General features: G+C 66.7%; 13 protein-coding genes. 2 read left to right on the top strand and 11 right to left on the bottom strand.

Translation table 11 applies throughout. From position 1 onward, the window contains the following. Positions 1 to 13: 13 nt before the first annotated feature. From DUPY_RS11070 to DUPY_RS11060, 3 genes are read right to left on the bottom strand one after another with little or no spacing between them, the layout of a single operon-like run. On the bottom strand, positions 14 to 1,150 hold the full coding sequence (locus DUPY_RS11070) for a sensor histidine kinase (RefSeq protein ID WP_070247987.1): 1,137 nt from the start codon (positions 1,148 to 1,150) through the stop codon (positions 14 to 16). Then, complete coding sequence (locus tag DUPY_RS11065; protein ID WP_070247985.1) at positions 1,147 to 2,631, bottom strand: carotenoid oxygenase family protein; 1,485 nt, start codon at positions 2,629 to 2,631, stop codon at positions 1,147 to 1,149. Before DUPY_RS11065 ends, DUPY_RS11070 begins: the two co-directional genes overlap by 4 nt. Positions 2,632 to 2,644: 13 nt before the next feature. Then, positions 2,645 to 3,070 carry a DUF2141 domain-containing protein gene (locus tag DUPY_RS11060; protein ID WP_070247983.1) on the bottom strand — a complete coding sequence of 142 codons (426 nt, stop codon included), beginning with the start codon at positions 3,068 to 3,070 and terminating at the stop codon, positions 2,645 to 2,647. A gap of 161 nt (positions 3,071 to 3,231) precedes the next feature. Here DUPY_RS11060 and DUPY_RS11055 point away from each other — a divergent pair, with 161 nt between their 5' ends. Then, positions 3,232 to 6,948: a CHASE domain-containing protein gene (locus tag DUPY_RS11055; protein WP_070247981.1), complete on the top strand. Its 3,717-nt coding sequence runs from the start codon at positions 3,232 to 3,234 to the stop codon at positions 6,946 to 6,948. Here the strand turns inward: DUPY_RS11055 and DUPY_RS11050 are convergent. Next, positions 6,925 to 8,493, bottom strand: a complete 1,569-nt coding sequence (locus DUPY_RS11050) for a methyl-accepting chemotaxis protein (protein WP_084640664.1) — start codon at positions 8,491 to 8,493, stop codon at positions 6,925 to 6,927. The genes DUPY_RS11055 and DUPY_RS11050 overlap by 24 nt on opposite strands. 86 nt (positions 8,494 to 8,579) lie before the next feature. Next, positions 8,580 to 9,530: a 2-hydroxyacid dehydrogenase gene (locus tag DUPY_RS11045; RefSeq protein WP_070247979.1), complete on the bottom strand. Its 951-nt coding sequence runs from the start codon at positions 9,528 to 9,530 to the stop codon at positions 8,580 to 8,582. A gap of 135 nt (positions 9,531 to 9,665) precedes the next feature. Here DUPY_RS11045 and DUPY_RS11040 point away from each other — a divergent pair, with 135 nt between their 5' ends. Further along, the gene (locus DUPY_RS11040) at positions 9,666 to 14,768 is read left to right on the top strand and encodes a response regulator (protein WP_229255325.1); all 5,103 of its coding nucleotides are present in this window, start codon (positions 9,666 to 9,668) and stop codon (positions 14,766 to 14,768) included. Between the two features lie 72 nt (positions 14,769 to 14,840). On the opposite strand, the gene DUPY_RS11035 is transcribed toward DUPY_RS11040, so the two are convergent. The 6 genes from DUPY_RS11035 to DUPY_RS11010 all read right to left on the bottom strand — a co-directional run. Continuing rightward, entirely contained in the window at positions 14,841 to 15,407 is a 567-nt protein-coding gene (locus DUPY_RS11035; RefSeq protein ID WP_070247977.1) for a response regulator transcription factor, read from the bottom strand. Further along, the gene (locus tag DUPY_RS11030; protein ID WP_070247975.1) at positions 15,397 to 16,758 is read right to left on the bottom strand and encodes an ATP-binding protein; all 1,362 of its coding nucleotides are present in this window, start codon (positions 16,756 to 16,758) and stop codon (positions 15,397 to 15,399) included. The genes DUPY_RS11035 and DUPY_RS11030 overlap by 11 nt, the downstream gene beginning before the upstream one ends. Further along, positions 16,745 to 17,572: an SURF1 family protein gene (locus DUPY_RS11025; RefSeq protein WP_070247973.1), complete on the bottom strand. Its 828-nt coding sequence runs from the start codon at positions 17,570 to 17,572 to the stop codon at positions 16,745 to 16,747. Before DUPY_RS11025 ends, DUPY_RS11030 begins: the two co-directional genes overlap by 14 nt. Then, positions 17,569 to 17,976 (bottom strand): cytochrome o ubiquinol oxidase subunit IV, encoded by a 408-nt coding sequence (gene cyoD / locus DUPY_RS11020; protein WP_070247971.1) that lies wholly within the window; start codon positions 17,974 to 17,976, stop codon positions 17,569 to 17,571. The genes DUPY_RS11025 and cyoD overlap by 4 nt, the downstream gene beginning before the upstream one ends. Continuing rightward, positions 17,973 to 18,602: a cytochrome o ubiquinol oxidase subunit III gene (cyoC, locus tag DUPY_RS11015; RefSeq protein ID WP_070247969.1), complete on the bottom strand. Its 630-nt coding sequence runs from the start codon at positions 18,600 to 18,602 to the stop codon at positions 17,973 to 17,975. The genes cyoD and cyoC overlap by 4 nt, the downstream gene beginning before the upstream one ends. Next, positions 18,595 to 20,054, bottom strand: a 1,460-nt coding sequence (locus DUPY_RS11010) for a cbb3-type cytochrome c oxidase subunit I (protein WP_070247967.1), incomplete at its 5' end; no start/stop codon positions are given. The genes DUPY_RS11010 and cyoC, both read right to left, overlap by 8 nt.

The raw sequence follows: 20,054 nt of genomic DNA, 5'->3' as shown, positions 1-20,054 counted from the left end.
TGATCCTCGTTGTTCAAGACGGCAGCGGCAGCGCAATGCGCACCACTACGCCGCACGGTTGATTTTCCAGCAGCTCCACCCTGGCAGCAGCGCCGTGCAGGGTGCGCAGGCGTTCGCGCAGGTTGCCCAGGCCCACTCCGCCCCCGGGCTTGTGCGACTGCGTGCCGGACAGACCCACGCCGGTGTCGGTGATCGTGATGCACAGCAGGCCGTCGGCAATGCCGGCGGCGATCGTCACCTCGCCGCCGTCCACCTTCGGCTCGAGGCCGTGGGCAATCGCGTTTTCCACCACCGGCTGCAACAGCATCGGGGCGATGGTGACGCCTTTCAGTTCGGCCGGCACGTTGATCCGGTAACGCAGGCGCGGCCCCATGCGCACGGCCAGCACGTCGAGGTAGGCGGCCAGCAGGCGGGCCTCGTCGCCGAGCGTGGTGGCCTCGCTGCGACTCGTGTCCAGGCTGGCGCGCAGGTAATCGATGAAGCGCTCGAGCATGTAGCGCGCCTGGCCCGGCTGGGTGCCTATCAGGCTCACCACGTTGGCCAGCGTGTTGTACAGGAAGTGCGGCTCGATCTGCGCCTGCAGGGCGCGCAGGCGCGCTTCGGCCAGCAGGCGCGCAGTCGCTGCCGCCGCCTCCTGCTGGCGCGCCTGGTCCATGGCTGCCTGCACGCGCCGCTCGGCGCCGCGCCGCACCAGCAGCATGAAGCCGGCGATGACCGCCGCGATCAGCGTATACTCGACGATCGCGGCCGGCCGCGCCAGCACGCGCAGCGCCGGCGCGCCGCTCAGCAGCAGGTTGGCCAGCGCAATGGCCGCCATCACGCTGGCTACGCTGAACCCCACGTGCAGCGCTACCCGGGGCAAGCCGCGCAGGCGGCGCGGCCAGTCGTTGAAGCAGTAATTGAACAGCAGCATGCCGCCGTGGATGAACAGTCCGCACAGGTTGGCCACCAGCAGCATGTGCAGCAGGTAGCGCCCCGCCGGCGGGCCGCCATCCGAGAACAGCGTGCGCCCGGCCGTCAGCACCACCGCGATCAGGGAGCTGAAAACGGCGGTATAGACGATGTTGCGCGAGCGCGAGGCGGGCCAGCGGTCAAAGCCGGGAATGAGCTCGAGCGGATGGGCGGAGACGACGGTGGCGTGATTCTTCATGTGGCCAGAAAGTTACCATGAAAACATACCGGAGCGCGATAGCCGAGCCGCGCCAGCGCCACCGGGCCGTCCTTGACGTTGCGCGCATCGAACACCGTGAGCACAGTCTGGCTGCGCCGCGTGTCCTGCGCCACGCCCACCACGTAGCCGTCCGTTTCGGTTCCGGCGCCGGCGCGCGGCACCAGCACGTGCTCCTCGACCTGCCAGCCGGGGCCGAAGCGGTAGCCATCGACCTGGCCGCTGTCGGTGTCGACCAGGTTGACCGAGTCAAGCACCTGCGCCGCGCTGGCTGGGCTCACGCCGAGTACCAGCAGCTTGCGATGGCGGCGCGCCACCACCTGCGGCGCCACGCGCGGAAACTCGCTGACGCCGAACAGCCGCGCCTCGCGTGCCTGGCCGCTGGCCAAATCGAGCGTGATCTGCACCGCGCTGCTGCGCTGCGCCTGGTACGGCCGCATTTCTCCGCGCATCGGTAGCGCCGGCTCCGGCACGATATCGCCCTGGTGCAGCACGGCGTCGAGCCGGATACAGGCGCCATCGTCCCACGCGTTACCGAGGTGGAAGACCGAGCGCGCCGGCAGCTCGAACACCTGGCGCACCGTGAGCGTGGCCTTGTCCACCACCACCGCGCGCAGCGGCCGTTCGCCGCCCTGCCAGCGCAGCCGCTCGGCCAGGCTCTTGCCGGGCTGATCCAGCGCGTACGGCGGCACCAGGAACACCAGGTGCCGCGCGCTCACCACGAAGTCGTGCACCATGTTCAAATGCGGCACCGGCAGCAGCGCCGTGCGGGTCACCGCACCGCGGGCGTCGAGCCGGTACACGATCAGCTGGTCGGCGCCGGGCAGGTTACCGAAATTCCACAGGCCGCCGTCCGGATCCGCCTTGGGATGGGCGGAAAACGGCATCGCCTTCAGGTCCGGGCGCCAGGTCTTGATGCCGCGCGTGGCCAGGGTCTCGGGATCGAGCTCGGTGGCCGAGCCGCCTTCCCACAGCGCATACACGGCGCCATTGAACGGCAGCAGGTTGGTATTGGCGACGTTGACGACGTCGTTGCTGCGGACCGGGGCGCGGTCGATGCTGGTGCCGAACGCGCTGTAGAGGAAACGGCCGGCCCGGCTCTCCTGCTCGAACTTGTGGGTGGCCACGAACCGGCCGCGATGGGCGACCTTGCCGTCGGCAATCGCCCAGCGCTGGGCAAAGCCGTCGCCGTCGAACCCATGGTGGTAGCGCTCGCCGCCGAGCTCGAAGCGGCCCGGTCCGTTACGGTAGAACACCCCGGACAGGTCGCGCGGCAGGCGGCCCAGCACGGTGGCCTCGCCGGTCAGTTCGCCCGCGAAGTCGGCGTACACGCCGAGCCGGGCATCGCGCTCGAGGGCGGCGTGAAAACTGCGGTACCTGGCGCTATCGGCCAGCGCCTGGCCGGAGGCGCCCAGGGCGGCAAGGCCGGCGCAGCGGCCGAAAAAGTGGCGGCGTGATGGCATGGCAGTCTCCCGGTCAGCGCAGGTTGACGGTGACGATGGCGCCGGCGGCCGACAGCGCAAAGCGCGCGGCGTCGAAACCGGGCGCGCCACCCTGCCCCATGGCGTTGTTGCTGAAGGCGAAGTCCTCGACTGGCATGCCGACCGCGTTCATGTCCAGCGCGTTGTTGGCGTTGGCATCGTGGTACACGACATACGCATAGTCGCCGGGCGCCAGGTCCTTCGCGTCCAGGCGCACGGTGCCGACGGCAGCCGGCGCTACCAGTGCGCGCACCGGCTTGCGGCGGAAGGTTGCGGCCGAATCGAACAGAGCCACCATCACGCGGCCATCGGCGCTGGCCACGCCTTCGACCACGATCGCCAGGTCGGCGGCGTTGGCGACAGGGGTGACGGCGGCAACGAGGGTGACGAACAAGGCGGCAAACAGGTTTTGGCAGGGCATATTGTGCTCCGTATGGTGAGAATGACCACACTGTAGGGAAACGGCAGGTGTTGCGTGGTGCGCTGCGACGAACGGCGTCCTGGCGGCGCCAGTTGCACCGTGGTGGCGCCAGTTGCGGCGGTAAGTTATAGTCACTCCAGAAACAAACCACGAGAGCTGCCATGCCCGCAGTGCCACCTTCCGTTACCGCGCACGCTGCTGCAGCCGCGACGTCCGATTTCGATCCCCTGCCACCGCAGGCACCGGGCCACGACCACCACCCCGGCGCGGCCGTCCTGCTCCTGCTCACCGCTGGTTACGCCGTGGTGGCGTGCCTGAGCCTGCAACTGGGTTTTGCCCACACCAACGCCACGCCGCTGTGGCCACCTTCGGGCATCGCGCTCGCAGCTATCATATTGTTAGGCTATCGCGCCTGGCCGGCCATCGTGCTGGGCGCCTTCCTCGCCAACCTGGTCACCTTCACGATCAACGGCCAGCCGCCGTCGGCCACGCTGGTGCTGGTATCGACTGTGATCGGCTGCGGCAATGCGCTCGAGGCGCTGGCTGGCGCCTGGATGATGCGCCGCTACACCGACGGCAGGCAGCCGCTGGGGCAGCTGCAAAACGTCTACAAGTTCGCGCTGGTGGCCATGGTCATGAGCCTGGTGGGGGCCGGCATCGGCGCCGGCGCACTGGCGGCGGCCGCGATGGCGCCGCCCGGATCTTTTGGCACGGTATTGCTCACCTGGTGGGTGGGCGACACCGCTGGCGTGCTGCTGGTGGCGCCGGCCATCGTGATCTGGCGCCTGCGCCCGCCCCCGGGCTGGCAGGAGCGCGGCGCGCTGTGGGTGGCGCTGGAGGTGGCGCTGGGACTGGCGCTGCTGGCGGCGCTGGGCGCGGCGATTTTCATGCGCAGCTACACCGGCGGCGACGCGCTGGGCTGGCTGCCGTACCTGTTCGTGCCGTGCGTGGCCGTGGCGGCCCACCGCTATGGCCTGCGCGGCGCCAGCGCGGTATGCCTGCTGGCGGCCGGCGCCGCAGTAACCGCGACCGTCAACGGCAAGGGACCGTTCGTGGCCGGCACCCTCAACGACGCCCTGATCGCGCTCGACACCTTTGTCGTGCTGTGCAGCCTGATCGGCATGGTGCTCAGCGCCGACGCCGCCGAGCGCCGGCGCCTGCAGGCGGGCGTGCTCCAGCACAGCGCGGTGCAGTGGGCCACGCTGCTGCTGGGCGTGGGATTGACGGTGCTGGTGTGGCACCTGGTGACGGTGGGCACCGAGCGGCGCGCGCGCGAACACTTCGAATCCGACAGCCGCGACATCGCCGAGCGCATCGCGCGCCGCATCTCGCTCTACGAATCGGGACTGCGTGCGGCGCAGGCGCTGTTCCAGGCCGAGCAGCAGCCGAGCCGCGAGCAGTGGCGCAGCTTTGCCGCCGGGATGGACTTGCAGCACAATTTCCCAGGCGTGATGGGACTGGGCTACGCCGCCTATATCAGCAAGGATCAACGCACCGCGCTCGAAGCCCAGGTAGCGCGCGAGGGGTATCCCGATTTCCGCATCTGGTCGCGTGAGGGCGTGGGCGACATCGGCATGCACGTGCCGGTGTACTACCTCGAACCGTTCACCGGCCGTAACGTGATCGCCTTCGGCTACGATATGCTGTCCGAGCCGGTGCGCAGGGTGGCGCTGCTCAAGGCCGCCCGCAACGGCAAGCCCGCGCTCACCGACACCGTGGTGCTGATCCAGGATGCGCAAGGCGGTGGCCAGCCGGGCTTTTTGATGTATTTCCCGGTGTACCGGCGCCATACCGGACTGGCGCCGAACGCCACGCCGGCACAGCGCATGGCGGCCTTGCAGGGCTTTGCCTACAGCCCGATCCGCGCGGCCGACCTGATGGCCGGCCTGCTGGGCACCGGCGCCCACGATATCCGCCTCGAAGTATTCGACGGCGATGTCGCCGCACCCGAGAAGCGCCTGTACGCCAGCGCTCCCGACCGCAGTGCAGCCGACCAGCTGCAATATCCGAATCCGTACCAGGGCGTGCTGCCGCTGGACCTGTTGCAGCACCGCTGGACGCTGCGCTTCACGTCGCTGCCGGCCTTCGAGCGCGCCATTGACCGCCAGAAGTCGCACATCGTACTGCTGGCGGGGATGGTCATCAGCCTGCTGTTCTTCGGCGTGGTGCGCGCGCTCACCGCGCGCCACCTGTACGCCACCGGCCTGGCGCGCCAGATGACGGCGGCGCTGCGCGAATCGCAGCAGTCGCTGATCGTGGCCCGCGACCAGGCCGAAGCGGCCAGCCGCGCCAAGTCCGAATTCGTCGCCAACATGAGCCACGAGATCCGCACGCCGCTCAACGCGGTGCTGGGCATGGCCCACCTGCTCGACCAAACCGCGCTGGCCCCCGCACAGCGCCAGTACGTGGGCATGATACGGTCGTCGGGCGGCTCGCTGCTCACCATCCTCAACGACGTGCTGGACTTTTCCAAGATCGAGGCCGGCCACATGGAGCTGGAACCGGCGCCTTTCGCGCTGGCGCAGGTGCTCGAAGCGGTAGCCACCATCATGAGCGTCAACGCCGGCGAGAAGAACCTGCACCTGGCCATCGCGGTCGAGGCGGATGTGCCGGCGCAGCTGGTCGGCGACAGTTACCGGCTCCAGCAAATCCTGGTCAACCTGGCCGGCAATGCCATCAAATTTACCGAAACGGGGTCGGTGGTGCTGCTGGTGGAGCAGGCCCCAGCCGCCACTCGTGCCAGCGACCGCGTGCAATTGCGCTTTACCGTGCGTGATACCGGCATCGGCATCGAACCCAATCGCCTGGCGCAGCTGTTCGCACCGTTCGCCCAGGCCGATGCCTCGATGACCCGGCGCTTCGGCGGCACCGGCCTGGGGCTGACCATTTCACGGCGCCTGGCGGCGCTGATGGGCGGCGCCATCGACGTGCGCAGCAGTCCTGGCGCCGGCAGTGATTTCATTTTCAGCGTGCCGCTGCAGCGCGTGGCCGGGGCGGCGGACGATGGTGCTCCTGTCGTCGCCGACACGGAGGCGCTGCACCTGCTGCTGATCGGCGACCAGGGCCCCGGCGCCGGTTACCTCGGGCAAACGGTGGCATCGTGCGGCTGGACCTCCACCCTGGCAGCCGGCGGCGACCACGCGCTGCAACTGCTGGGCGAACCGGGACAGCGCTACCACGCGGTGCTGCTGGACTGGAACATGCCGGGCCTGTGCGGCCGCGCTATCCTGCGCCAGTTGCGCGCCGATGCCAGGCTGGCCGGCACGCCGGTGGTCGTGATGGTCAACGCCTACGAGCAGGGCCGCCTGCTGCTGGCCGACGGCGCACAGGAAGCAGACGGCGTGCTGTTAAAACCGGTCACTGCGGCGCGCCTGCGCGAAGCGCTGAGGACGGCGCTGCACCAGCCGTCGTCCGCGCCATCCGCGCCGGCCGCAGCGGGCGATAGTGGCGCAGCGCAGCACATGCGCCTGGACGGCGCGCACCTGCTGCTGGTCGAGGACAATCAGATCAACCAGCTGGTGGCCCGCAGCATGCTCGAACACGCGGGGGCCCGCATCACCGCCGTGGACAACGGCCGCGCCGCCCTCGACGCACTGCGTGCCGGCGCTGGCGCAGGTGACATCGACCTGGTGCTGATGGACGTGCAGATGCCGGAAATGGACGGCTTCACCGCTACGGGCCTGATCCGCACCGAACTGGGTTTGACGCTGCCGGTGCTGGCCATGACCGCCGGCGTGATGGCGTCGGAACGCGAGCAGTGCATCGCCTCGGGCATGAACGACTTCATCGCCAAGCCGATCGATGTGGAACAGATGCTGACCGTTATACGGCACCACTTGCAGCACCGGCGCCAGTCAGCAAGCCCGCCACGCGCCTGAGCGCCGGCCGCGCCCGTGCCGGTGCGGTCGCCTGGACCGGTTCTGCGGCATGGCGTCGGCGGCGGCTGCCGCTTCCTCCACCAGCGCCGCATTTTGCTGGGTGACGCCGTCCATCTCGCCGATCGCCCGTCCCACCTGTTCGATGCCGGCTTCCTGCTCGCTGCTGGCCTGCGAGATGGCGCCGATGATGGCGGTGACCTGGCCCACGCTGGTGACGATATCGTCCATGGTCGCGCCGGCCGCCTGCGCTTGTGCACCGCCGCTGGCGATGCGCTCGGCCGAGGCGTTGATCAGCTTCTTGATTTCGCGCGCGGCATCGGCCGAGCGCTGCGCCAGCGACCGCACTTCGGACGCCACCACCGCAAAGCCGCGTCCCTGCTCGCCGGCGCGCGCCGCTTCCACGGCGGCATTCAGCGCCAGGATATTGGTCTGGAAAGCGATACCGTCGATCACGCCGGTGATGTCGGAGATCTTGCCGGCGTCGTCGTTGATGCCGGCCATGGTATCGACCATCTCGCGCACCGCGTGGCCGCCCTTGCCGGCCACGCCGGAGGCCGATACCGCCAGCAGGTTGGCCTGGCGCGCATTGCCGCTGTTTTGTTTGACCGCCGACGTCAGCTCCACCATCGCCGACGCGGTCTCCTGCAGGGCGCCAGCCTGGTGCTCGGTGCGGCGCGACAGATCGAGGTTGCCGTTGGCGATTTCGCGCGAGGCCGCGTCGATGGCGACGGCGCCATCGCGCACCCGGCCCACCGTGTCGGCCAGGCGCGCGGTCATGTGGCTGAGCGCATCGAACAGCTGGCCGATTTCGTCGCGGCGGCCGTGGACGATGGCCGCGTGCAGTTCGCCGGCGGCCACCTGCTCGGCCAGCGCCACGGCGCGCGTGAGCGGCTGCACCACGCTGCGGGTAAGCATCCAGGCCAGTACGATGCCGATCGCCAGCGCCGCCGCGCCAAGGGCGGCCAGCAGCAGTCGGCTGTTGCGGAACTGCTGGTCGGAGACCGCCGCCAGCGCGGTCGCCTCCCGCGTCTGCCACGCGAGCAGTTGATCGAGTGCGCCGGTGTACTGCTTGAAGGCGGCGCCCAGGCGCGTGTCGAGCAGGCTCTCGACATCCTGGATGCGGCCCATGTCCTTGAACTTGAACAGGTCGGCGCGCAGCGCCAGGTAAGCCGCTTTTTTAGCCGCCACCGCTTGCAGCAGTGCGGCTTCGGCAGCTTCGGCCGGCAGCGCCGCCAGTTTGCGCTGCATGGCTTCGGCCTGGCGGTCGCCAGCCACCAGCTGCGCCATGAACAGGTCGGACACTTCCAGGCTGTCGCTGCGGGCTACCGAGATCGCCCGCAGGCCATTGAGTTCGGCCGCGCCGAGCAGCTCGGACGTGAGCTGTTCGCGGGCCAGCTTGTCGTGCACCAGGTTGGCGGTGGTGTCGTTGGCCGATTGCAGGCGCCAGAGCGCCACCGCCGACATGCAGGCCATCAGCAATAACAGCGCCGCAAACGACGCCACCACGCGCATGCCGGTGGTCAGTTGGGGGAGTCTCGCGCGCATCATATAAGTTCCAATAGGCAAGCAATATTGCTCCAATGATAGTGAGCATACCGCGCCTATGTGACTTGCCGATGACGTCCCGATGATTAGTTCACTGGAGTCAACAATGGGTTGCCGGCGAAATGCGCCAGCAGGTTATCGACCACCAGCTGGCCCATGGCGTGGCGGGTTTCCACCGTCAGGCTGCCCACGTGCGGCGTGAGAATGGCGTTATCGCGTTCGCGCAGCGCAGCTGGCACGCGCGGCTCGTCGGCAAACACGTCGAGCGCCGCCATGCCCAGCGCGCCGTCGCGCAGCGCCGCCACCAGGGCCGCTTCGTCCACTAGCGCGCCGCGCGAAATATTGACCAGGGTGCCGTCAGCGCCCAGCGCGGCCATCACCTCGGCATTGATGGCATGGCGCGTGGCCGGCGTGCCGGGCGCGCAGACCACCAGGTAGTCGCTGGCCTGCGCCAGGTCCAGCAGCGACGCCGCGCGCGGCGTGGCCACGTCCTCGATGGCACGCGGCTGGAAGTACTGCGTGCGCATGCCGAATGCTGCCGCACGGGCCGCCACCGCCTGGCCGATGCGGCCGAATCCAAAGATGCCGCAGGTCTTGCCGCGCAGAGCGCGGGTGGGCTGGAGTGGCTTGCCGTCTTCCCAGCAGCCTGCGCGCACGTAGCGGTCCAGCGCCGGCAGGCGGCGCGCGGCCGCCAGCAGCAAGGTCAGTGCGTGATCGGCCACATCGTCGGTCAGTACGCCAGGCGTATTGCTGACGGCCAGGCGACGGGCGCGGGTCAGGTCGAGCGGAATGGCATCGAGGCCGATGCCGTTGATGGCAATCATTTCCAGCACGGGCAACTGGTCGAGCAGGGCCTGGTCCACGCCGATGGCGGCCGTGGTGAGCACTGCGCGCACGCCAGGCGCCACCGAGGCGATGAACGCTGCGCGCTCTGCCTGCGGCTGGCGCCACGCGTGGTGGCAGTGGAAATGCCGGTCGAGTTGCTCCATCACGGCGGCGGACGGGCTGGCGGCAAGTACCAGGATTTCAGGTTTCATCGAGATTCCATGTGTTGTAAAGACCGGTAGCGATTGTAACGGCCAATGGCATTTTGCGCTGGTACCCGTGGACTTTCCCAGGGGTATTCCGTATGCTCTTAGCAATAGATTTGCCTGACGGGAGTGTTTGTTCAGTTGAATATCCAGCTCGGTTTTCTGCAAGTCACGCTGGCCGCATTCCGACGGCTGGCCTCGCTCGTCCTCGTCACGATGGCTTGGTCCGCCATGATGGCGGCGCCGTTGCCAGCATCGGCCGGCCAGGAGCGCTGGGACCAGCTGGCCACGCCGCTGTTCGAGCACCTGGGCATGGATCAGGGTCTGCCCAATCCGGTCGCTACGGCGCTGGCACAGGATGGCGACGGCTATATCTGGGTGGGCACCCGCAGCGGCCTGGCGCGCTGGAACGGCTATCGCTTCCGCAGTTTTGTCCACGCCCCCTCCGACCTGGGGTCGCTGCCGGGCGACACCATCCTGGCGCTGCATGTGGACCAGGGTGGTCGCCTATGGGTGGGCACCGCCAGCGCCGGACTGGCCCGGTTCGACCCGCGCACCGAACGCTTCGTGCGCGTCGCCGACGAGTTGAATCACGGCGCCATCAATGCCATTGCCGGTGATGGCCGGGGTAACCTGTGGCTCGCTACCCCCACCGCGCTCAAGTTCTACGATGCGGTCCAGGGCACGGTACGCAGCTACACCCGCGACAACGCGCCCGGCCTGCCGGCCAGCGACATCCGCGCGCTGCTGCTGGACCGCGCCGGCACGCTGTGGATCGGCACCACCGGCGGCCTGGCCCGGCTGCGTCCCGGTGGCGCCATCGAACCGGTGCCGGTGGCGGTTGCGGGCCTGGGCGTATGGCAGGACGCCGTACTGGCGCTGGGCGAGAACCGGCAAGGACAAATCGCCATCGGCACCATGCGCAGCGGGATCGGCGTGGTGGAGACGCGGGGCACGAGCGCAGTGCTGGTCAAGCCGACCGGCGTGCGCGACCTCGACGCGCACATGGTGCAGGGGATCGTCGAAATCGCGCCGGGCCGCTGGTGGGCCACCACGTACGGCAACGGCATCGTGGAATACCGAACCGACCACCGCGCCAGCACCCTCATCGTGCATCAGCCGGCGGTTCAGGCCAGCCTCGCCCATGACCGTACCGGCGCCATGCTGCGCGACCGCAGCGGCATGATCTGGGTGGCCACCGAGCGCGGCGTGGACAGCTACGATCCGCACACCGAAGCGATCGACTCGGTGTTCGGCGCCGAAGGACAGCTGGAAGCCGGCATTACCGCGCTGCTCAACGATGTTCATAACGACGTCTGGATCGCCCTGGGCGACCGTGGGCTCGACCTGGTGGATCCGGCCGGTCACCGCCGCGCCCTGCTGCGTCCCGACCCGCACCAGCCCGAGACTGCCCTGCCCAACCGCATGATCCTGGCGCTGGCCGAGGCCACGCCGGGCGAAGCCTGGATCGGCACCGAACTGGGACTCTACCTCACCAGCGGCCATGGCGCCCGGGTGCGCCGGGTGGCGCTGCCGCAGGATAATCCGACGCCGCGCGTGACCACCATCCTGCCGCACGACGGCAAGCTGTGGCTGGGCACCTCCGAAGGACTGCTGCGCTACGACAGCGCCATCGGCATCGTGCGCCGCTACGTGCAGGGTGCGGCCAACACCGGCGGACTGACCGACAACCGCATTCACGCCATGGCGGTGGACGCCTACGGCGCGCTATGGATAGCCACCGGCAACGGGTTGAATCGCCTGGAACCGGACACCGGCGCCGTCGAACAGATCCTGGCCGCGCCCAATATCTCGACCGAATTGCCGGAGGCGCAGATCGGCGCGCTGGTCTTCGATGGCCGCGGGCGGCTGTGGGTAGGCACGCAGGGCGGCGGCGTGTGCGTGCTGACGGGCCGCGATGCACACGGCAAGCCGGTCTTCCAGCGGGTGGCGCCAACGATCGGTCTGCCGGGACTGGCCACCAGCACCATCATGAGCCTGCAAGCCGACCAGGCGGGCCGGGTATGGGCCGCCACCGGCGACAGCATCGTCATCATCGACGCCAGCACCTTCAAGGCGCGCGCTCTCACGCGCGCCGACGGCCTGGCCTTCCGCACTTTTTACCCGGGCGCCAGCACGGTTTCCGACCGCGACCTGATCTTCGGCGCGGCCACCGGCATGGCGGTGATCTATCCCGACCAGCTGGCGGACTGGAACCACCGCCCGCCGGTGGTGGTGAGCGCAGTGCGCATCGACCAGCGGCAGCTGACTGCCGCCGAAGTCAATACCGCCGAGGGCCCGGCCATCAGCCTGCGCGCCGACAGCCAGGGCTTCGACGTGGAACTGGCGGCGCTCGACTATTCGGCGCCGCAGCGCAACCGCTATGCCTACCTGCTGGAAGGCTTCGACCGCGGCTGGATCGAGGTCGATGCCAGCCGCCGCATCGCCAGCTACACCCACCTGCCGGCCGGCGACTATGTGCTGCGCATGCGCGGCAGTAATCGCGAAGGCGCGTGGAGCACGGAGGAACTGGCGCTGCAGGTGAAGGTGCTGCCGCCGTGGCACCAGACCTGGTGGGCTTGGCTTTCTTACGGCGTGGCGTGCTGCCTGCTGGCCTGGGGCATGGTGCGCTGGCGCCTGCGCCAGCTGCACCTGAAAGGAGAGAATTTGCAGGCGCTCGTGTATTCGCGCACCCAGCACCTGGAAAAGCTCAACGCCATCGTCCGCTCGATCAACGAGCAGCTCGACTTCGACGCGCTGCTGCACACCATCTTGCAGGAGTCGACCGCCGTCCACGGTGTCGATTCGGCGCTGGCGCTGGTGCGCGAGGACGGCCGCGACATGCTCGGCCTGCGCGCGGCTTGGGGCCGCATCGACGTCGTCGATGACGCTTACCGGATCGACCTGCGCCAGGCCGAGGCGCTGTATGCGCCGGCCGGCTGCGAAATCGCGCCCGACATCTTTGAAATCCACCACCAGCACGCGCTGCCTGGCGACGTCCATGCGCTGCTGTCGGTGCGGGTGGTGATCGACGGCCAGGTGGAGGGCTACCTGATCTTCGAGAACTTCCAGTACCAGGTGTCGTTCAATGCCAGTGACATCGAGCTGCTCAAGGCGCTCAAGGAGCCGTTCGTCTCGGCCTATCAGAAAGCGCGGGCGCTGCGGGCGATCGAACGCGCGCGCCTGAACGCCGAAGCGGCCACCCGCGCCAAGAGCGAATTCCTGGCCAATATCAGCCACGAAATCCGCACGCCGATGAACGCCATCCTCGGCTTCGCGGGGCTGGGCACGCACCTCGACATCGGCCCGCAGCCGCTCGACTACTTCCGCAAGATCGGCCGGGCGGGCCAGAGCCTGCTCGAGATCATCAACGACGTGCTCGATTTTTCCAAGATCGAATCGGGCAAGCTGGAACTGGAAGCGCTGCCGTTCGACCTGCTCGACACCCTCAACCAGCTGGCCGACCTGTTCGCATGGCGGGCGTCGGAGCAGGGACTGGAACTGGTGATCTCGGCCACGCCCGAGGTGCCGGCCAATCTGCTGGGCGACCCGCTGCGGCTGTCCCAGATCCTGGTCAACCTGGTGGGCAACGCCCTGAAATTCACGGCCAGCGGCCAGATCGAAGTACGGGTGGAACGGGCCGTCCCGGCGCCCGAACAGCCGGTGCCCGATGGCATGGTGGCGCTGCGCTTCGCGGTCGAAGACAGTGGCCTCGGTATCAGCCCCGAGCAGCAGTCGCGCCTGTTCCAGGCCTTTGCCCAGGCCGATGCCAGCACCACCCGCCTGTACGGCGGCACCGGCCTGGGACTGGCGATCTCGCAGCAGCTGGTGCGCAAGATGGGCGGCGTGATCACGGTCGACAGCGAACCGAACGTGGGCAGCAGTTTCAGCTTCACGGTGCAGATGCAAACCGGCCCCGCCCATAGCCAGCGCCAGGCGCCGGTGCCCGAGGCAGCGCTGGGCAAGCGCGTATTGATCGTCGACGACAACAACTCGGTGCGCCACAAGCTCAAGGTACAGCTGGCGGCATGGGGCCTGAAACCGGCGGCGGTGGCGTCGGGCGCGGCGGCCGTGGCGGCGATGCAGTTGAACCAGTACGACTTGCTGCTGATCGACGCCGAGATGCCCGACATCGACGGCATCGAGACCTTGCAACGGATCGCCGAAGACAGTGAGCTGGCGGCGGTGCCGCCGGTGCTGATGGTGAGCGCCTACGCGCGCGAGCACCGGTTCCAGGGCGCCGAACTGCTGCGCACCACGCCATTCATCGACAAGCCGGTCAACCCGTACCTGCTGCGCAGCGCGGTGCTGACGGCGCTCGGACTGGAAGTGGGCCAGGCCACGGCCAAGCTGGCGCCGCCGCCATCGTTCGCGGTGCAGCGCATTCGTGGTGCGCACGTGCTGGTGGTCGATGACAACAGCATCAACCTGCAGGTGGCCAGCGAAATCCTGCAACGCGCCGGCGTGCGCTCGGACCTGGCGGCAAGCGGCGACGAAGCGGCGCGCATGATCAACCAGCGCAAGTACGACGCCGTGCTGATGGACATCCAGATGCCGGACATGGACGGCTACCAGGCCACGGCCTTGATACGCGCCGACGAACGCCACGCCAGCCTGCCGATCATCGCCATGACCGCGCACGCGGTGGCCGGCTACCGCGAACGGTGCCTGAACATGGACATGAACGATTACGTGACCAAGCCGATCAACCCGGAAACGCTGTACACGGTGCTGGCAGCCTGGGTGGCGCCGGACCAGTCCAGCGTGGCGGAGATGGCGCTCACCGCGCAATTCCTGCCAGCGCCGCCAGCAGGCACAGCCGCAATAGCCGCAATAACCGCAACAACAACCGCAACCGCAGCAGCAGCAACCGCAGCAGCAGCCGAAATCATCCTGCCCGGCATCGACGTGCCGGCCGCAATGGAGCGTCTGGGCGGTAACGCGACCTTGCTCAAGCGCCTGCTGGCGATGTTTGCCAAGGACTTCGAACAGGCGCCCCGGATGATCGAGGAAGCCATCGCGGCCGGCCGCTGGTTCGATGCAGCCGACCTGGTCCACAAAGTACGCGGCGCCGCCGGCAACCTCTCCGCCACCGAACTGCACGAAACCGCCACCGCCCTCGAAGACCGCCTGCGCGCCCAACACGAAGACCTGCAAGGCTTGCTGGACGCATTCAACCACGCCCTCAACATCCTACTTCGGGGTCAGTGCCGACATTCGGACACGAGCCCATCGCTAGAGTGACCAACACCGCACCATGTAGTTCCAAAATGTCCGAATGTCGGCACTGACCCCGAAGCGCTGAACCTGAAGCGGTTACTTGACGCGCTGTTTTTCGAGTTTGCGGGCCAGGGTGCGGCGGTGCATGCCGAGGCGACGGGCCGCTTCCGAGATGTTGAAGTCGGTCTCGGCCAGCACGGTGTGGATGTGCTCCCATTCCAGGGTTTTTACCGACGTGGCGCGGTTGGTCACTTCCACTTCGGCGGTGCCGGCCACGTGGTCGAACGCCGCTTCGATGTCATCGGTGTTCGACGGCTTGGCCAGGTACTGGCAGGCGCCCAGCTTGATCGCCTCCACTGCGGTGTTGATGCTGGCAAAGCCCGTCAGCACGACGATCAGCATCTCCGGGTCGTGCTGGTGCAGCATTTGCACACAGGCCAGCCCCGACGAATTGCCCTTGAGTTTCAGGTCCACCACGGCATAGCCGGGCGAGTTGTCGATCAGCGCCGCGCTGGCTTCGTCGACATTTTCCGCCAGCAGCACGCGGTAGCCGCGCCGCTCGAACGAGCGGCCCAGGGTGCGGGCGAAGGCGGCGTCGTCTTCCACCAGGAGCAGCACGCGTTCGTTCGATACAGCTTCATCAAGCACGGCTTCAGTAGTCATGGGTTGCTTCCGGTTGTATGGCGATGGCCGACAGCGGCAGGTGGACGCGCACCACCGCCCCGCCCTCTTCACGATTGCTGGCAGTCACTGTGCCGCCCAGGGTGCGCGCCACGTTTACCACCAGGAACAGTCCGAGTCCGCCGCCCGGCCGTCCTTTGCTTGAATTATACGGTTTGCCAAATTGCGCCAGGATCGCTTCGGCGAAACCGGGGCCGGAATCGGTCACGGTCAGCACCAGCGCCTTGTCTTCGATGACGGCATCGAGCCGCAGCCAGCGCGGCGATGCTTCCAGTGCGTTGTCGAGCAGGTTGCTGATCATCTGCTTGACGGTCGAGTCGGCTACCACCGGCAAGTCCACTTCCACCCGGTTGTCGAATTCGAACAGCTGCACCGGCCGGCCGATACGCCATGCGGCCACCACGTCGTACAGGAAATCGTCGAGCGTGGTCGCTTCCGACGATTCGCCCCGGGTCTCGCCCGCTGACAACAGGATGCCGCTGACGATGGACTTGCAGCGTTGCAGCTGGGTCTGCATTTCCTGGACTTCCTCCAGCAATTCCGGATTGCCCTTGAACTCGGGCATGTGCTTCCAGTCGCCGAGGATCACGGCCAGCGTGGCCAGCGGCGTACCCAGCTCGTGCGCGGCGCCGCTGGCCAGCAGGCCCATGCGCACGATATGTTCTTCTTCCGCCGCGCGCTGGCGCAGGTCGGCCAGCTTGCTGGCGGTGGTGCGCATATTGCGCATGATGCGGTTGACGAAGACCACCAGCAGCGCGGCGTCGATGATGAAGCACAGCAGCATGCCCTGCACGTACAGGCTCATGATGCCGCGCTCCTGGTCCAGCGGCAGCCGCAGCGGTTCCGAAAACAGCGCCAGGCCGGCAATGCAGAAGCCGGTCACGCCGGCGATGGTCCAGGTCGACCACGCTTCGAGCAGCACGGCTGCCAAAATCACGTGCAGCAGATACAGGAAAACGAAAGGATTGGTGGCGCCACCCGACAGGTACAGTTGCGCCGTCAGGCTGGCCACGTCCACCGTCAACGCCAGCAGCAGCTCGCTGTTGGAGACCACCTGGTTTTCCTGCCAGCGCAAGGTGCTGGCGATATTGAAGGCGATCAGGCAGGCCAGCACGTTGAGCATGGCCGGCATCGGCAACTGCACGTCGAGCAGCATCGAGGCCACGGCAATCGTCGCCATTTGCCCGACCACGGCAATCCAGCGCAGCTGGATCAGCTGCTGCATGTTCTTGTGGCCGGCCGCGTGGGTGATCGAGTTGGCAGCTGCCAGCGGCTCGATCACCGGCGTGGGCCGGCTGCCATGGTCGAACGGGTTCTTGTTAGCTTTCGCCATTCACGCCTTCTGCTTTGCTCTTGCGCGCATCACGCACCACCCATACCGCTGCGGCAATCACCATCAACGCCAGGCCATACCAGGTCAGCGCATACACCAGGTGGTTGTTAACGAACGATACCACCGTCAATCCACCGACCGGTTTCGCAGTCTCGCCGGGCACCGGCAGGTTCGCTGCTGCCGCCGATGCGGCGTCGGCGTCGATGAAGTATGGCGCCACGGCCGGCAGGCCACGCGCCTCGGCAATCGCGCGGGTATCGCGGGTGTACCAGTAGTTGCGCGCCGGTTCGTTCTTGCGCAGCGAACTGGCAATCTCGCTCATGCGCAACAAGCCCGACACGGTGACCATTGGTGAAGACGATTCAGCCAGCGCACCGCAGGCATCGGCTTGCGCCTTCGGCGGCGCCGGTTGCGCGCGCCAGCCGCCCGCCCCGGCCGGCACGAAACCGCGATTGATCATGACAATACCGCCGTCGGCCGTGCACAGGGGCGTGAGCACCCAGTAGCCGATGCCACGGTCGAGCGAGGCCAGGGTCAGGGTGTCCGAGCCCGGCAGGACCATGCCGGTGATGCGCACGTGGCGGTACTCGTCCGATTCGGCGGTGACCTGCGGCCACTGCGCCACCGCCGGTGCGGCGATGGGGGGTGCGTGCACGCGCTGGTCAACCCTTTCGATCAGGGCCAGCTTCCATTGCAGGCGATAGACTTGCCAGGTTCCCAAAGCAAAAAACCCTGCAAACATCAACCCGGCCAGAATGGCCAGGCTGATGCGCAGGGTGCGGGAACGCTGGCGCTGTTCAGCGCCGCCCGTCATTTCATCTCATGCATGTTGTGCACGTCGTCACCCATGGACGGCATCATGTTGATGTTCATGTGGTACATGACCCAGATCGAACCGGCCAGCACAATGATCAACAGGATCAGGGTAAACAGCGTGGACAGCAGGGTCCAGCCGCCTTCGTTCTTGCCGTTCATGTGCAGGAAGTAGACCATGTGGACCACGACCTGGACTGCAGCAAAGCCGAGGATGACGAAGGCGGTGGTGCTCGACTTGTCGAACACCTTGGCCATCACCAGCCAGAACGGAATCGCGGTCAGGATAACGGACAGCACGAAGCCGATCGCGTATTCCTTCATCGTGCCGTGGTTGCCATCGTCCTGCTCATGGTGACCATGGTCGTCGTGGCCGTGGCCATGTTGATTAATTGGCGCGCTCAAGGCAGAACTCCCATCAGATAAACAAAGGTAAACACACCGATCCAGATCACGTCCAGGAAGTGCCAGAACATCGACAGGCACATCAGGCGGCGACGGTTTTCAACGGTCAGGCCGTGCTTTTTCACCTGGAAGATCAGGGTGATCAGCCAGATGATACCGAACGTCACGTGCAGGCCGTGGGTACCGACCAGTGCAAAGAACGAGCTCAGGAACGCGCTGCGCTGCGGACCGGCACCGAGGTGGATCAGGTGCATGAACTCTTCGATTTCCAGGAACAGGAAGGCCGCGCCGAACAGGCCGGTCACCGCCAGCCAGCCGATCACCGCGCCGACGTTGCGGCGTTGGGCGGCGATCATGGCGAAGCCGTACGTGATCGACGACAGCAGCAGGAACGCGGTGTTGAGCGCGATCGTGCCCAGTTCGAACAGCTCGGCGCCGGTCGGGCCGCCAGCATAATTGCGGCCCAGCACGGCGTAGGTTGCGAACAGGCCGGCAAACAGCAGGCAGTCGCTCATCAGGTACAACCAGAAGCCCAGCAGCGTGCTGTTCTCCGGGTGGTGGTCGCGCGTCCAGTAACGCGCGCTTGGGTCGGCGCTCGCGGCGCCGTTAGCGGTAATTTCAGACATGGCGTTCCAGCAGACGAGTATGGGCTTCTTCGGTACGAGTTACTTCTTCCGCAGGGATGTAGTAATCGCGCTTGTAGTTAAAGGTGTGCTTGACGATGGCAGCCAACATCACCACGAAGCTCACGGCGGCAACGAGCCACATGTGCCAGATCAGGGCGAAACCGAGCACGAAGCTGATGGCCGCGATGATGAAGCCCATTTCCGTGTTCTTCGGCATGTGGATGGCGACGAAGCCGGTCAGAGGACGGGTGTACTTGTTGTCCTTCATGTCGGCCCAGCTGTCACTGTCGTGCACCACTGGCGTGAACGCGAAGTTGTAGTCTGGCGGTGGCGACGAAGTCGCCCACTCCAGGGTACGGCCGCCCCATGGGTCGCCGGTCACGTCGCGCAGCTTTTCGCGGTTCATGAAGCTGACGAACAGCTGGATCAGGAAGGCGCCGATACCGGCTGCGATGATCAAGGCGCCAATGGCAGCGATGATGAACCATTTTTGCAGCGAAGGATCGTCGAAGTGGTTCATGCGGCGGGTAACGCCCATGAAGCCCATCACGTACAGCGGCGTGAACGCCACCCAGAAACCAACCAGCCAGCACCAGAACGATACCTTGCCCCAGAAATCGTCGAGCTTGTAGCCGAACGCTTTCGGGAACCAGAAGTTAATCGCCGCGAACACACCGAACACCACGCCGCCGATAATCACGTTGTGGAAGTGGGCGATCAGGAACAGCGAGTTGTGCAGCACGAAGTCAGCTGGTGGCACTGCCAGCATCACGCCGGTCATACCGCCGATGACGAAGGTCAGCATGAAGCCGATGGTCCACAGCATCGGTACTTCGAAACGGATGCGGCCCTTGTACATGGTAAACAGCCAGTTGAAGATCTTCGCGCCCGTCGGGATCGAGATAATCATCGTGGTGATACCGAAGAACGAGTTGACGCTGGCGCCCGAACCCATGGTGAAGAAGTGGTGCAGCCATACCAGGTACGACAGGATGGTGATGACGACGGTGGCATATACCATCGAGGTGTAGCCGAACAGGCGCTTGCCCGAGAAGGTCGAGACGATTTCCGAGAACACGCCAAACACTGGCAGGATCAGGATGTACACCTCCGGGTGGCCCCAGATCCAGATCAGGTTCACGTACAACATCGGGTTACCGCCGAGTTCGTTCGTGAAGAAGTTGGTGCCGATGGTACGGTCCAGCGACAGCAGCGCCAGCGTGACGGTCAGGATCGGGAACGAGGCGACGATCAGTGCATTGGTGCACAGCGAAGTCCAGGTAAATACCGGCATCTTCATCAGGTCCATGCCTGGTGCGCGCATCTTGACGATGGTGGCGATCAGGTTGACGCCGGACAGTGTTGTTCCCACCCCGGCCACCTGTAATGACCAGATATAGTAATCAACCCCCACGTCCGGACTGGCCAGTACGCCCGACAGTGGCGGGGACG

Origin of the sequence: Duganella phyllosphaerae (assembly GCF_001758785.1) — a bacterium.
Lineage (GTDB): Bacteria > Pseudomonadota > Gammaproteobacteria > Burkholderiales > Burkholderiaceae_D > Rugamonas > Rugamonas phyllosphaerae.
This window is presented reverse-complemented; position numbering and strand designations above follow the sequence as displayed.